Source organism: Candidatus Thiodictyon syntrophicum, from assembly GCF_002813775.1.
Lineage (GTDB): Bacteria > Pseudomonadota > Gammaproteobacteria > Chromatiales > Chromatiaceae > Thiodictyon > Thiodictyon syntrophicum.
Genome location: NZ_CP020370.1, coordinates 5,009,995 through 5,023,843 on the forward strand (window position 1 = coordinate 5,009,995; position 13,849 = coordinate 5,023,843).

General features: G+C 67.0%; 12 protein-coding genes. 8 read left to right on the forward strand and 4 right to left on the reverse strand.

Features of this window, described 5'->3' with window-relative positions:
- The first annotated feature begins 73 nt into the window (after nucleotides 1–73).
- From THSYN_RS21180 to THSYN_RS21210, 7 genes are all read left to right on the forward strand, one after another.
- Complete coding sequence (locus THSYN_RS21180) at nucleotides 74–325, forward strand: type II toxin-antitoxin system Phd/YefM family antitoxin (RefSeq protein WP_100920872.1); 252 nt, start codon at nucleotides 74–76, stop codon at nucleotides 323–325.
- Entirely contained in the window at nucleotides 325–495 is a 171-nt protein-coding gene (locus THSYN_RS21185; protein WP_216644604.1) for a type II toxin-antitoxin system VapC family toxin, read from the forward strand. Before THSYN_RS21180 ends, THSYN_RS21185 begins: the two co-directional genes overlap by 1 nt.
- Nucleotides 496–531: 36 nt before the next feature.
- Entirely contained in the window at nucleotides 532–1,389 is an 858-nt protein-coding gene (locus THSYN_RS21190) for an FkbM family methyltransferase (RefSeq protein WP_157817831.1), read from the forward strand.
- Between the two features lie 58 nt (nucleotides 1,390–1,447).
- Nucleotides 1,448–1,972, forward strand: coding sequence for a signal peptidase II (gene lspA, locus THSYN_RS21195; RefSeq protein WP_100920874.1), 525 nt, complete (start codon nucleotides 1,448–1,450; stop codon nucleotides 1,970–1,972).
- The gene (locus tag THSYN_RS21200; RefSeq protein WP_100920875.1) at nucleotides 1,969–3,024 is read left to right on the forward strand and encodes a hypothetical protein; all 1,056 of its coding nucleotides are present in this window, start codon (nucleotides 1,969–1,971) and stop codon (nucleotides 3,022–3,024) included. Before lspA ends, THSYN_RS21200 begins: the two co-directional genes overlap by 4 nt.
- A gap of 9 nt (nucleotides 3,025–3,033) precedes the next feature.
- Entirely contained in the window at nucleotides 3,034–3,939 is a 906-nt protein-coding gene (gene rimK, locus THSYN_RS21205) for a 30S ribosomal protein S6--L-glutamate ligase (RefSeq protein WP_100920876.1), read from the forward strand.
- A 209-nt stretch (nucleotides 3,940–4,148) separates the two neighbouring features.
- The gene (locus tag THSYN_RS21210) at nucleotides 4,149–4,754 is read left to right on the forward strand and encodes a hypothetical protein (RefSeq protein WP_100920877.1); all 606 of its coding nucleotides are present in this window, start codon (nucleotides 4,149–4,151) and stop codon (nucleotides 4,752–4,754) included.
- Here the strand turns inward: THSYN_RS21210 and THSYN_RS21215 are convergent.
- Nucleotides 4,751–5,584 (reverse strand): Fpg/Nei family DNA glycosylase, encoded by an 834-nt coding sequence (locus THSYN_RS21215; protein WP_100920878.1) that lies wholly within the window; start codon nucleotides 5,582–5,584, stop codon nucleotides 4,751–4,753. The two genes, THSYN_RS21210 and THSYN_RS21215, sit on opposite strands and share 4 nt — an antisense overlap.
- A gap of 126 nt (nucleotides 5,585–5,710) precedes the next feature.
- On the opposite strand from THSYN_RS21215, the gene THSYN_RS21220 reads away from it, so the two are divergent.
- Nucleotides 5,711–6,052 carry an HPF/RaiA family ribosome-associated protein gene (locus THSYN_RS21220; RefSeq protein WP_100920879.1) on the forward strand — a complete coding sequence of 114 codons (342 nt, stop codon included), beginning with the start codon at nucleotides 5,711–5,713 and terminating at the stop codon, nucleotides 6,050–6,052.
- Between the two features lie 134 nt (nucleotides 6,053–6,186).
- On the opposite strand, the gene THSYN_RS21225 is transcribed toward THSYN_RS21220, so the two are convergent.
- From THSYN_RS21225 to THSYN_RS21235, 3 genes are all read right to left on the reverse strand, one after another.
- Nucleotides 6,187–7,308 carry a general secretion pathway protein GspB gene (locus THSYN_RS21225; protein WP_100920880.1) on the reverse strand — a complete coding sequence of 374 codons (1,122 nt, stop codon included), beginning with the start codon at nucleotides 7,306–7,308 and terminating at the stop codon, nucleotides 6,187–6,189.
- Nucleotides 7,305–9,224 carry an ExeA family protein gene (locus THSYN_RS21230; protein ID WP_100920881.1) on the reverse strand — a complete coding sequence of 640 codons (1,920 nt, stop codon included), beginning with the start codon at nucleotides 9,222–9,224 and terminating at the stop codon, nucleotides 7,305–7,307. Before THSYN_RS21230 ends, THSYN_RS21225 begins: the two co-directional genes overlap by 4 nt.
- A gap of 463 nt (nucleotides 9,225–9,687) precedes the next feature.
- On the reverse strand, nucleotides 9,688–13,617 hold the full coding sequence (locus tag THSYN_RS21235; protein ID WP_157817832.1) for a beta strand repeat-containing protein: 3,930 nt from the start codon (nucleotides 13,615–13,617) through the stop codon (nucleotides 9,688–9,690).
- Nucleotides 13,618–13,849: the final 232 nt, after the last annotated feature.

A 13,849-nucleotide genomic window follows, 5' to 3' on the forward strand; every position in this document is an offset into this window, starting at 1 on the left:
ATTGCCGGGGTTTGGGTTGAAGCGGGCGCCAAGAGCGGTTAGCCTATCGTTAGCTAAGACCAAGATCAAGACCATGCATACCGCACTGCCGACCCAGGTCAACATCCACGAGGCCAAGACCCGCCTCTCCCAGCTCATCGAGCAGGTCGAAGCCGGGGGTGAGGTCGTGATCGCCCGGGCGGGGTCGCCCGTGGTCCGCCTGGTGGCGGTCGCGCAGCCTCGTCCGCGCCGGGTGCTCGGCGCCTTGGCGGGACACCTGCCGAGCCCGGGCGACTATAACGCACCGCTCCCCGATGAACTGCTTGACGCCTTCGAGGGGCACTAGTGCGGCTCCTGTTGGATACGCACATCCTGCTCTGGGCGCTGATCGAGCCGGGACGCCTGCCGAGCGCCGTCGGCGAGGCCTTGGAGGCGCCCGAAAACCGCATCTTCTTCAGCGCCGCGAACATCTGGGAGATCGCCATCAAACGCGCCTTTGGCGTTGGTTTCGGCTAATACGCGATGATCCTACCCCGCCCTGACGACCCGGATTTGCCCATCGGTTTCCGTCTGGCAAGGGCGATCTACGCCCTGCGGCGCGGCGGCCGCGGCGCCTATTTCCTGTACACTTGGCTAGGTCGGACCGGGCGCCTGCGCCGGGCCGGACGTTTCCCGTATTTCGAGCAGCAGATCCTGGTACCATTACAGGTTACGGCCACGCTGTTTCGTGCCGATTTTTCCTTGTTTCACGGTAAGCGTGAAGTCAATCTCGCGGCACAGATCAATCGCACGCTGGATCGGTTCACGCTGATCGACTGCGGTGCCTATTACGGCCAGGTCAGCATGCGGCTGCCGCACCTGTGCCCACGGTTGGACTCTATCATCGCCATCGAACCGAATCCGGAAAGCGCTGAGGTCCTGGCCGCCAACCTTGCGACCGCACAGGTTCCGTATCGCGTCTTCCATGCCGCGGTAGCGGACCATCACAGTCGTGGCGACCTGATCTTTCCCCACGGCCCCAACGATCCCGATGCCGCGTACATCAAGGAATCACCGCAGGGCGCCATTCGTATTCTACCGATCGACGACCTGGTAGAAGAAGCGGGTATCACCGCCGCCGGAAAGGACTTCGTACTGAAGATCGACGTGGAAAGCCAGGAAGCCGCCGCCATCGCCGGGGCCCGCAAGCTGATCGGCAGCGCCCGGCGGGTCTGCTTCTTTATCGAAATCCACCCGGAGACGCTCAAACGCACCGGGACAACGGCGGAGGCCTTGCTCGGTGCAGTGTCGAGTATCAGACCGGTCGACTGGTATGTGGCCGATCGCCTTGATTGGACCATCGATCCCAGCCAGGGCGTTCTCGACCAGATCGGCGGCGGCATCCGCGATCTGATCGGCGTCGCCAACTGAAATCACGCGACCGGCCCCCGTCTCGCATCACTCGTCACACACTCACAGGTCAGCCGGAATGAAGCAGTGGCTTTGGCTCTCGCTTGTCGTCGTCCTCCTGGACCAGGCCACCAAGTGGCTGGTGATGGGCTCACTACAACCCTTCCAGACGCTGGAGGTGATCCCCAACCTGAACCTGACGCTGGCCTTCAACACCGGCGCGGCCTTCAGCCTGCTGGCCGCGGCCGGGGGCTGGCAGCGCTGGCTGTTGGCCGTCGTGGCGCTCGTCATCACCGCCATACTGACGGCCTGGCTGCTACGGCTGCGGCCCCACGAGCGGACCATGGCGGCGGCCCTGGCTCTGATCATCGGCGGGGCGCTCGGCAACCTGATCGACCGGCTGTTGCTCGGTCATGTCATCGATTTTATCCAGGTCTATCTGCCCTGGGTCCCGCTGGCGTTGTTCAACCCCTGGCCGGCCTTCAATATCGCCGACAGCGCCATCAGCATCGGCGTGGTCGTCCTGCTGCTGTACACCCTGTTCACCAAGGAGGACGCGACCGGCCCCGGCACCGGGCACGCCGCGGACACCCCCAACCGATGAGCAATCCCTGGCAGGACCTCAGCGCCTTCGTTCACGACCAATGGTCGCGGCTGCGCGTGCGGGGGGCGCGCAACCAACTGCGCGAGGATGCGATCCGCAACGCCATCGAGCGTGCCGTCGACCTTGCCAATCCCCGCATCCGTGGGCTCAACGGTTACCGGCGCCTGCTGCGCGAGCCCATCGCCCGCTGCCTCGACTACAGCGAGGAACTCGCCCGGCGCGTCCCCGGGCCCGTGCGGCTCAACCGGCAGACCTGGTCTGAGGACGCCCTGCTCAACTCACTGTTCGGCGATCCGAGCCGCATCCGCTGGGCGGTCTCCAGCGCCGACTGTCGCGACTACATGGGAAAGACGGCCCTCATGACGGGGGATTGCTACGCCATCCTGCTGGCACTGCCGGTCTTCCGTCACCAACTCGGCATCGAACTCAATGGGGACACCTTACAGCGCGACATCGCGCAGACCACCCTCTCCTTCGACAATATCGAAGTGATCCTGGCCGCGGGGAATCCGGAGACGGTCCGGGCCAAGACCGCCGGGGCCATCATGGATGCCTTGGTGGAGTTCGCCGCGCAGGAGATCGGGCGCCAGCAGGCGCGGATCGAAGAGCTGCAGGAAAGCCTGCGCATCGTGCGCATCAAACAGAAGGTCGTGAGCCCGGCGGCCCATGGGCTGGAGATCCTGCGCGACGACGGCGCCGCCCATACCACCGAATACCAGATTATCGGAAATGAGATCAAGGACCTGGAACGGGCACTAGCGGCTGCGCACCAGGGGCTGGCGACGCTCAACGACTACCTGGACCGCTTCGCGGCGCTGCTGCGCACCCCCGAGACCCTCATCGCCGCCAGACCGGAGCGCACCCGCCTGGACCGCATGAACGTCGTGCGGCAAGAGCGCGAAGAGGACCCGCAATCGGCGGAGATCGAATACCTGCGCGCCTATCACGGCGAGCGGGCCGGCCGGATGGTGCTCATGGTGCGCTTTGCCCGCGCGGAACTCGTCAGCGACCAGGAGCGACTGACGCAGGTGGAGCGCTTTTTCAGTGCTTAAGACCCAGGGATGAAGATCGCACTCCTGTCGCGCGACCCGACCCTCTATTCCACCTGCCGCCTGGTAGCGGCGGCGCAGGCGCGCGGGCATGAGGTCCAGGTCATCGACGTGCTGCGCTGCTATATGAACATCAGCACCCAGGCCCAGTCCATCCACTACAAGGGGGAGGAACTCAAGGGCTTCGACGCGGTGATCCCGCGCATCGGCGCCTCCGTCACCTTCTACGGCACGGCAGTGCTGCGTCAGTTCGAGATGCTGGGGGTATTCGCCCTGAACGAGTCGGTGGCCATCGCCCGCGCCCGCGACAAGCTGCGCTCACTGCAACTGCTCTCGCGCAAGGGCATCGGGCTGCCCATCACCGGCTACGCCCATGCCCCGGACGACATCGAGGACCTGCTCAAGATGGTCGGCGGGCCGCCGCTGGTCATCAAGCTCCTGGAGGGGGCCCAAGGGATCGGGGTGGTGCTGGCGGACACCGAGCCCGCCGCCAAGGGCCTGATCGAGACCTTCATGGGGCTGCGCGCCAACATCCTGGTCCAGGAGTACATCGCGGAGGCCCAGGGGGCAGACATCCGCTGCTTCGTGATCGGGGAACGGGTGGTCGCCGCGATGAAGCGCCAGGCCAAACCCGGGGAGTTCCGGTCCAATCTGCATCGCGGCGGCAGCGCCAGCCCCATCCGCATCACCCCGCAGGAGCGTTCCACCGCCACCCACGCCGCCCGCATCATGGGGCTCAACGTGGCCGGCGTGGACATCCTGCGCTCGCAGCGCGGCCCCTTGGTGCTGGAGGTCAACTCCACCCCGGGCCTGGAAGGGATCGAGGGCGCGACCGGCAAGGATATCGCCGGTCTGATGATCGAGTACCTGGAAAAGAACGCCGCCCTGGCCAGGACGCGGGTCTATCGCCAGGCCTGAAGACCCAATCGTTGTCGTTGTCGTGATCGTTGTCGTGATCGTTGTCGTTGTCGTTGTCGTATTCCGAGAGGCGATGCAGTTTAGGGTGCAAGAGAATCCGGAGTACTACGATAACCTCGATTACGACAACGACAACGACAACGGCGCTCAGCGCATTCTCTAATGGACTTGCTTAAGTCATCAGTGAACCGTTCCTTGAGGAGTCAACCATGGCAATACGCATCAAGAGTCATTGGTCGAATGCCGGGACCGGGCGGGCGCTGCCCGAGATCGCCGGGGCCCTGGCCTTCATCGCCTGGCGCATCGCCTTGGACAAGGCCATCAACCTGCACTGCGAGCGCTTCGTTTACCGCGACGACGCCCAGCGCCTGGGCGTGATCCAGGAGTATCTGGCGTTCCTGATCCAGGTCGCCGACCGCCTCGCCCAGGCCCAACCGGCCACCGCCGACGAGGCGCCGGACGACGCGGCCGACGGGCCGGCGCCGGACCGCGCTGCGCGGCGCCGCTTGCTGATCACCGCGCTGGCCCGCAAGCTGATCGAGCACGTCGAGGACAACAGCGCGGACCTGCTGGGCCCTGGGGACTATGCTCAGGCGTTCATCACCTTGCTCAACCAGCGCTCCGATGAATACGCACAATACCAACTCGACGCCCAGGGGCCGAGCTATGCCTTCCTGCGCCACCTGGGGTACGAGGTCCAAGGCCTGATGGGCGGGGGCCAGGAGAACCGCTGGGTGATCGATCAGGTGATGGACCGGGACGGCTGGGACGCCTATCGCTCCTTCGCCAAGGCGTTCCGGGACCTGTTCGACTAAACCGCCTGGTCGGTCGCAGCGCCGCGGACGGCGCCGCGCGCCGGGCTGGCCTGACAGGTGGGACACCAGTAGGTCGAGCGGGGATGGCACCCGAGTTGGTCGCGCCGAATGGACCCGCCGCAGCGCAGGCAGGGCCGGGCGGCGCGCCCATAGACCCAGAGCGGACCCCGGCCATCATCGGGCCAGCGGGTACGGCGCGGCCCGCCGTGCAGATTTTCGTTGAGTAAAGACCCCGCTATGCTGTACAGTTGCGCAATGTCTTTATGTGACAGGTCGGCAAATCGCAGCAGTGGCGAATAGCGGCCGATAAACAGCACCTCAGACTTGTAGACGTTGCCGATGCCGGCCGCGACCCGCTGATCCAGCAACAGGTCCACGATCGGCGTGTCACCCGCGAGCAGGTCCCGGGCGCGCTCCCACAGGCGCTCGGGTTGCACCGACTCACGGGTCAGGTCCGGCCCCAGGCGGTGGTGCTGATCCAGGGCCCGAAACCCTTGGGCCCACATCAGTTCCACCTCGCGAGCGTTGAAGCAGACGTACACCCGATCTCCCAGTTCCAACACCAGTGACGCCTGGCCCGGCGGCTTCTGCCAGGGCTCACCCCGCCCATAGTGATGCCAAGCGCCATAGAGCCCCAAGTGGCTGCGCAGGCGGTGACCATCGTCCAGATCGATGTAGAGGTGTTTGCCACGGCTGGTGACACACTGGACCCGGCACCCGCCCAGTTGCGGCAGGGCCTGCCGCGGCACCCGGACCGCCGTCAGCCGACGCCCGGTGAGCCACCGGCCCAGCATCACGGCCAGGGTGTGAATCGTATCTCCTTCAGGCATTGGGCGACTCCGGCCACTGGGGCGCGAGACCCACATGCGACGGGGCTTGCAGAGCAGTCCGATTGAAAAATTTCACTGACATCCGTTCACCAACCACCAGACAATGAAGTCTCGGAGCATTCACCCATGCCGATAAAGATCAGCGGCGACACCCTGGCCCTGGATAAGGCGATCTGCCGACAGATCGAAAACGAGGCCAAGAAACTCGCCCTGCGTTTCCCGGATGAGCAGATCGACGCCCTGGCGCGCATCAACGAAGAATTCGACCCCCTGTATGGTCATCGCGTGCGCTGTGAACTACGCGCCAACCTGGGCCAGGGCCGCCAACTCCTGGTGCGGGATGCCCGTAAGGACGCGGCTGAGGCGATCACCGAGGTCTTTGGGGCCGCCAAGCGCAGCATGCGCCGACTCCGGCGTCGTCTGATACCCGCGCCCGCAGCGGGGATAGCGAGCATCGGCGTGGTCTAGCCGCAGGCCCCCTGAGAGCGATATGGGAGCGCTGAGCATCCGCTCGGCGCAAACGCCGACCGCAACGTCTGTACCGACGCCGGCCCCTGATCCCGGCACCGCGATGCAAGGACCGGCAGGCCCCGGCTGCCCCCTCAGCGGTGCACGAAAAAGGGGTGCCCCTCATGCATCAGCACGGCCCCGTCCACCCTGATCCGCTCGACCGTCAAGCCCTCACGGGTCTTGGCCCCCTCGGCATACTTGAGTCCGTTGATCAGGACGAAACGGCGGTCCGGCTGCGCGTCATAGACGTGCACGCTCATCACGAATTTGGGCAGGGCGGCCTCCTGTTCATGGGTCAGGCGCAGCTGGGTGGCCGGGTCGCCAACGTCGGCCGGCGCCCCAGGCGGCCGGGGCGTCGGCGGGACCACCGGCAGGTCCGCTGCCTTCTGCGCGCCCTTCTCCTTTGCCTTGTCCTTTCCCGGGCCGCCCTGGACCTGATGCTTGAAGTCTTCGATCGCGGCGATCAGGTCCGGCGGCACCGGGGTCGGTCCTGGGTCCTCCCGAAGTGTCGGCAGCGGCGCCGACTCGGAGTCCGGCACCACGGCCCCATCGGACTCGAGTTGGCGCTCGAGTTCCAACTGCAATTGGGCCGCCGGGTCGTCCGGCGGCACGGCTTGGGACTCCGCCAGGTCCGGCACGGGGACCGCGGGGATCGGGGGGACCGGGGGCGCGACGCGGGCCTGGGCCTTGGGCGGCGGGGCCTCGATCAGGGGCGCGCCGGCCGACCCCGGAGCGAGGGCACCGACCGGCACTGAGCCCTCCGCGCCCGGCGTCGTCGCCAGGCGCGGGGCCGCCGCCGGGATCCCGGGCGCTGACCGCGGGTCGCGGTCGCCCGGGTCCGCCCGGGGGCCGACAACGGGGTCGGGGCCGACGCCCGCGGGGGACGCTCCGAGCACGCCCGGGGCGGACCGACGCTCAGCAATCGACGGCGGCGAAGACGGCACCGGTGCGGGCGCAGCCGGGACCGCGCCCGCCTGACCGGCCGCGCTGGTGCCCGGGGCCACCGCGTGCGGGTCGTCCGGCGCGCGCAGGGCGGCATAGAGTGCGATCAGCACCGCGGCGGCCGCCATGACCACCGGCGCCACCGCCCAGGGCCCGCGCCGCGGCGCGTCCGCGGGGCCCGCGGCCACCAGTGCGGCACCCTCCAGGGTCGGCACGCGCCCGAGTTCGCGCTGCGCCTGCGATCGTCTCAGGGCCTCCAGGATGTAGCTCATGGCAGGCCGGCGCCGGTCGCCGGGACCCTGGGGAGCACGGCAGCGGACCCGGCCGCGAGCGCGGCGGCGCCTTGGGCGGCGGCCTCCGCGGCCAGGGTTGGGGTCATCAGGTGAGGCATGTCCGGCAAGGCCACGGCATTCTCGAGCTGGACCAAGGTGCGCGGCCCGGCGATGCCATCCGGCGCCAGCCCGCGCGCGGCCTGGAACCGGCGCAGGCCAGCCGTCAGGGCCGCGTCGAACCGGCCCGATCCGTTGTCGGTCAGCCCGCTTGCCGGGACCTCGGCGAGCAGCCGCCGCAGCCAGCGGATGGACTCCTCGGCGGCCCCCGGTCCGATCTTCGAGGCCCCGGTGGGGGGCGGCTGCCAGACCACCGTATAGTCGCCGCTCCAGAGGGCATCGATCCCGGCGAGGGGAACGCGTTCGCTGCCGTCCGGCAGGTCAAAGGTCGCGTGAGACTCATCGAGCGCCCCGAGCACCGCATAGCGGCGGTCCCCGCCCGCATCCTTCACCCGCAGCAGGACGGGCCGGTCATAGAAGCGCACATGGCTGAGCTTACCCTGCTCGCGTTCGCAGCGCAGCCCAAGCACGGCCAGCTGGCGGCAGGGATCACCCGACCCCAGGTCCTGGATCGCAATGCCCCACCGACGCAGCAGCACGCGCAGGGCGGTCTCCTCCGGCAGGCCCAGGGCGTCCGCCACGGCAGCATCCGTGCTGCCCGCCAGGGACACGCGCGGCAGCGCTCGGGAGTCGCCCCCGGGCGGCGTCGGGATGGACCCCGGCGGGGGCACGACCGGGAGCGCGGTCGCACCCGGCGCCGCGCCCACCGAGCCGGCGGCGGTCGGCGCGGCCGCGGCGTCAGCCGGGTCCGCGGCGCCGGCGACCCGCAGCGACGGTGCACCCACACCTGGTCGCGCGGCAGGCTGCCCCGGCGCGGACTCCGGGCCGGTGCCTACCCCCCATGGCGAGGCCCCCAGCCAAGCAGCGATCAGGTCCAGCGGGTCCCCCTGCACCCGGCCGTAGATCAACCACGCCGCCGTCAGCAGCAGCGCCAAGGCCGCCGCGGCCGCGATGGCGGGCCGCGCCGCCGGCGGGGGCGCGGTCCTGACCCCCTCGCCGCGCACCTCGCCGGCGGCGCGCACCACGACCCGCGTGGTCACCTGATTGGCGCCGGTGACACAGGCCCCGAGCAGGGCGCGATCACACAGGATATTGATTACCCGCGGCACCCCGCCGGAGACCTGATGGATGCGCCGCAGCGCGCCCGCCGTGAACAAGGGGCGATCCACCCCGGCCACTGCCACCCGGTGCCGGATGTAGGCCGCGGTCTCCGCGGCGCTCAGCGGACGCAGGTGGAAGCGGGCGGTGATGCGCTGGTTGAGCTGGCGCAGACTTTCGCGCTCCAGCATCCGCCGCAGTTCCGGCTGACCGATCAGGAAGATCTGGAGCAACTTGGCCTTGGTGGTTTCCAGGTTGGTCAGCAGCCGCACCTGCTCCATGACCCTGGGGCGCAGGTTCTGCGCCTCGTCGATCATCAGCACCGGACGCCGCCCCGCGGCGTGGGCGGTCAGCAGATAGTCGTTCAGGCCGTCGACCAACCGCTTGATCGAGTGCTCACCCGCCGGGATCGGGACGCGGAACTCGTCGCAGATCGCGCGCAGGAGTTCATCCGCCGTCAGGGCCGGATTGACGATCAGGGCCACGTCCACCGCGTCCGGCAACTGCTCCAGGAAGGCGCGGCAGACGGTCGTCTTGCCGGTGCCCACCTCGCCGGTCAACAGCACAAAGCCGCCGTGTTCACCAGCGCCGTACAGCAGATGGGCCAAGGCCTCCCGGTGCTGTTCGCTGAGGAACAGGTAGTGGGGGTCCGGGGCGATGGAAAAGCTCGGCTCCTTGAGTCCGAAGTACTTGGGATACACGATAACGCCCTGAGACTGAATAAGGCTGCGTGAAAAGGCTGGGTGGTGCGGCGGGCCGACAGGGCCCGCGGCGCGCGCGTGCCGCGCAAGCGGCTGAGCCTTGCAGACCCGTCAGGGTAGTGAAGGGCTGCCCCAGCGTCAAGGACCGTCGGCCGGCTGGACCAGCCACGGAACCCGCGCGGATTCAAACGGCTGCATGATGAGCCGACGAGCGGTTGCGCGGCCCGGAGCGCTGCAACGGCCAAGCGGGCGGCCACCCGCGCAGAAAGGCCGCTGGCCCACAGCAAAAAACCCCGCCGCAGCGGGGTTCGGTGCGGTCAGCCCCAGCACTCCAGGGGGGACGGGGCATTGACCCCACCCCGAGCATTCGAGGCTGCCGCCGAGCCACGCCGTCGGCGGGTCTGATGCGGCATCCGTAGCGCTCCGGGCGGGGCTCAGGCCCAACCAGTCTCCCCGCCCGGCTTCAGGCAGCCGGCGCTGCACGCCCGCGTACCCGGCGCCAGCCCCAGAGTCCAGCGCCCAGGAGCAGCCAGGTGCCGGGTGCGGGGACCTCCGCCTGACCGTCACTGTCGGCCGTGATCACGAAGGACCCACCCACGCTGCTGACCGAATAGCTGAAGCCACTCGCAAGCCCGGTGTACTGTACACTCGTTGGGTTGAAGGACAGCAAGCTTGCGTACTTGAGGAAGGTCCAGGTGTCGTCCTTGGTCGGCAAGAACCCGTTGATGAAGGCAAAGAGGATGGTCCCGCCGGTGAAGTCGGCGCTGCCGCCGATATCGAGCAGGTCGTACTCGCCGGCGCTGGTACCGCCGATTTCAATCTCCAGCATTCCGCTGTTGAACGTGAAGTCGCCATTGACCGTGAGCGTCCCGGGCGAATGGCCCGGGGCCACCAGGGCACCCGCGACGATCACATTCCCGTTGATGGTTCCCGTACCATTAAGGGTACCACCGGTCAGATTGAAACCTCCGGTCTGCGCCAACACGCCATCCGCGGTCAAGAGGCCGTCGGATTGCGTGAAGCTGCCGCCCCCGTCCAACTTGGCGCTCGCCTTGACATTGAAGTTGCCGGTGTTGATGATCTGACCCGCGCTGGACAGGATCGTGTCCGCGGCCACCTCGACCTGCCCCGTGTTGACCAGCTTCGCATTGAGGGCATGGGTTACGGGTATTGCGGACACCCCGCCGCCGACGTTCACCCGACCCGCGTTGGTCAGGGTCCCGCTACCCGCCGTCCCCAGCGTGAGGGTGCCGCCCGTCCAGTTGAAGGCGCCGCCGCCGTTGACGTTCAAGTCGGCGGCCGTGAGCGAGCCCCCCGAAAGGTTGTAGGTCCCGGTACTACCGACCGCCTCCGCCACATTGACGCTGGTGGCGACCGTGTTGGTCCCGCCGGTCTGGTTGAAGACGCCGACCCCGCCGGGGACCGCGCCCACGGCGATGCGGTCGGCGGCCTGCAAGGAACCAGTCCCGGACAGGTTGTAGGTACCGTTGCCGCCCGGCCCAACCAGGGGGCCGGCCCCGAGTCCCAGACGACTTAGGCGATGGGCTCCGCCACTGTTGTTGAATACACCGGTACCGCCGGCAGTGGCACTGCTGCTGCCGACCACGGTAACAGCGGAATCCAGGCTGCCACCCGTGAGATCGTATCGGCCCGTGGCCCCCTCGGCGCCGCCGACGGTTAAACGGGTGTCGACCGTATGCGTACCCTCGCTCTGCGTGAACTGCCCGGTGCCGCCGTTCACGCCCACGATCTCGTTGGCGCCGCGCACCCGCAGAATGCTTGCGGCCCCGCTCAGGGTATAGGTGCCGCTGCTGCCGGCCTTCTCGCCAAGATGCAGGTTTCCGTCAAAATCGACGGTACCGCCCGTCTGCGTAAAGATACCCTGCCCCTCATAGCCCACCACCAACCCGGTGGTCGTGGTGAGTGTGCCGCCCGCAAGATTGTAAGTGCCTTTCGAGGTGGGACCAAACACGCCAAGCACCCCGCCGGCGGCGGTGACGGCGCCGCCGGTCTGGGTGAAGGTGCCCTGGCCGCCCTCGTTGTGGCCCACTCGGAGTTCATTCGTGATATCCAGGGTACCGCCATCCTGGGTAAGAGTACCGATGCCGGAATCCCCGATGGTCATGCCGCCGGCCGTCACGGCTACGGCCGGCACACCGGACAGCGTGAAATCACCCTGGCCCTGAGCGCCGACGCTGATCAGGCCAGTCACCGCCAGGGAGCCCGTATCGCTCAGGTCATAGGTGCCGTGACCCGTCGACTCATTGCCCAGCACCAGGTCGTTGCTGACCGCCTGAGTACCCCCACTGTGCGTAAAGGTGCCGCTGCCGAGGTTCCCGATATAGGTGCTGCCCTTAACGGTCAGGTCGCCGCCGCTAAGGCTGTAAGCCCCCTGCCCGGTTGCGCCTCCCTGCCCGCCGACGTTCAGGTCATTAACCACGGTGTTGTTGCCGCCTGTTTGGTCAAACAACCCCGTGCTTCCATTATAGCGCCCGACGGTTTCCCAGCCGGCGTTTAACTGACCATCATCCAAGTGATAACTTCCGTCTCCTCCAGCATCCTGCCCGACGACCACCGTCGTGCCAACCGTATGGATACCGCCGGTCTGGGTGAATACACCAGTGCCCCCCATGCCGATACGATCCCAGTCGGACGTCAAGGTGCCGGCGACCAACCGGTAGTCACCGGAGCCCCCCGTATTGTACCCCAGCAATACGCTGTCCACCTGATTCTGGGAAGCGGTGCCATTCTGGGTGAAGGTGCCGGCGCCAAAGGCACCGACGACCAACTCGCCCGCTTGGAGGCTGGCGTCCCCCTGCAGCGCATAGGTACCCTTGGCTTCGGCGTCACGACCCAGGACCAGATTGTAAGTTACGGTATTGGAACCGCCGGCTTGCTGATAGTCGCTGGCGGTGGGGTTGGCTTGGATGCCGACGTCCATCCAAGCGGCCGCGACCGTACCGCCATTCTGGGTGAAGTGGCCCACCCCGGCATCGCCAACACTGACCACGCCGGTCCCGGCGCCCCCGTCGTCAGGGCCATGCACCGTCAAGCTGCCGCTGCTCAGCGTGTAGGTACCGGTGCTGCCGAGCGCTTCCGCCAGGCTGAGGTTGCCGGTTACGGTGTTGGTCCCGCTGAACTGCTCGAAGATACCGACACCTTGGATGCCGACGCGCTCGTTGCCATTGACGGTGAGGCCGCCGTTGCTCAATTCATAAGTGCCTTGGCTCAGGACCGGGATACTCTGGCGCGCCAACGAGAGTTCATTGACAGTGACACTGCCGCCGGTCTGGATGAATTTGCCCTGCCCGCCCCATTCGCCCAAGGCGATCGAACCGCCATTGACAACGCCGGCACTCAGATTGTATTCCCCGTAACTGCCCTGTTGGTCACCTAGGTACATGGCCGTATTGACGAAGTTGTGCGTGCCGCCCGTCTGATTGACGTATCCTTGACCGGCGGCACCGATTTTTTGCTCATTGGTGGTGACGTTGAGCACACCGCCGGATAGGGCGTAGGTTCCGCTCGCGCCCCCCAGTTCACCGACATGCATTGTGTTGGCGGTGTTGACGTTGACGGTGCCACCCGCCTGGCTGAAGGTGCCGCTGCCCCCACTGCCGACGGTCAGGCCGTTTGTGGTCAAGGTCGAGGTCAACGGATCGCCGCTCAGCGTGTAATTGCCGCTGGTGCCGCCAATTGCCTTGCCATCGACGGTCAAGGTACCGCCAACACCCACCGTACCACCGGTCTGGGCGAAGGTAGCGTCGCCATCACTGCCGACCCCCATGTTGGAGTTGACGGTCACCGCTCCACCGGAGAGGTCATAGTGGGCAGCGCTGCCGTCGATGACGCCCACGTTGAGGTAGTTCGTGGTGAACTGGGAGGTGCCGCTTTGCGTGAAATCGGCGGTCCCGCCTTCGCCGACATAGGTCACGCCATCGCCGGGCCCAGTGACGTCCAGTATACCGGTGCCGCTGAGATGATAGGTGCCGGTGCCGCCGCCCGAACCGATGAACAACTGATTGGTGGTCTGGGTACCGCCGCTCTGGTCGACGGTACCGGCGCCGGTGCCGCCAACCACCAGGGCGTTGCTGGTCAGGGTGTTGGCACCTTGCGCAAGCGTTGCCCCGCCATCGATGCTCAAGGAATTGAGCGACGGGTCCAAGGTTACATTGAAGTTCGTCGTCGCACCGGACACGGCGAGGAAGGCATCGTACCCGGAGCCCGGGACCCCGTTATCCCAGTGCGTGGGATCGTCCCAACTCCCGCTGTTGCCAATCCAGTAGGTCTCCGGGGGTGCGACGCCGCCGGCACGGGCGCCCACCGGCGCCAAAACCGCAAGCACGGCCGCCGCGATGGGCACCAAGGTCCACACCTTTGGTCTTACGTTCATAGCTGACTCCAAACGTAGGGTAAGGTAACGGGCTCCGACCGGGACTCCAACGATCGATAAAACTGCTCGGTGAAAAGCCCGCTGCGTACTCGTCTCGTCGTTTTTTCAAAAGCAATACCCATACCATTGCATCAATATGCTAAAAGAACAATGGTATAGGCAATTTCTAACTCTGGGGCAGGGGCCTGGGTGTAAAAAAAACTGACAACCCTTTCTGGTTGCCGGGGAGGCG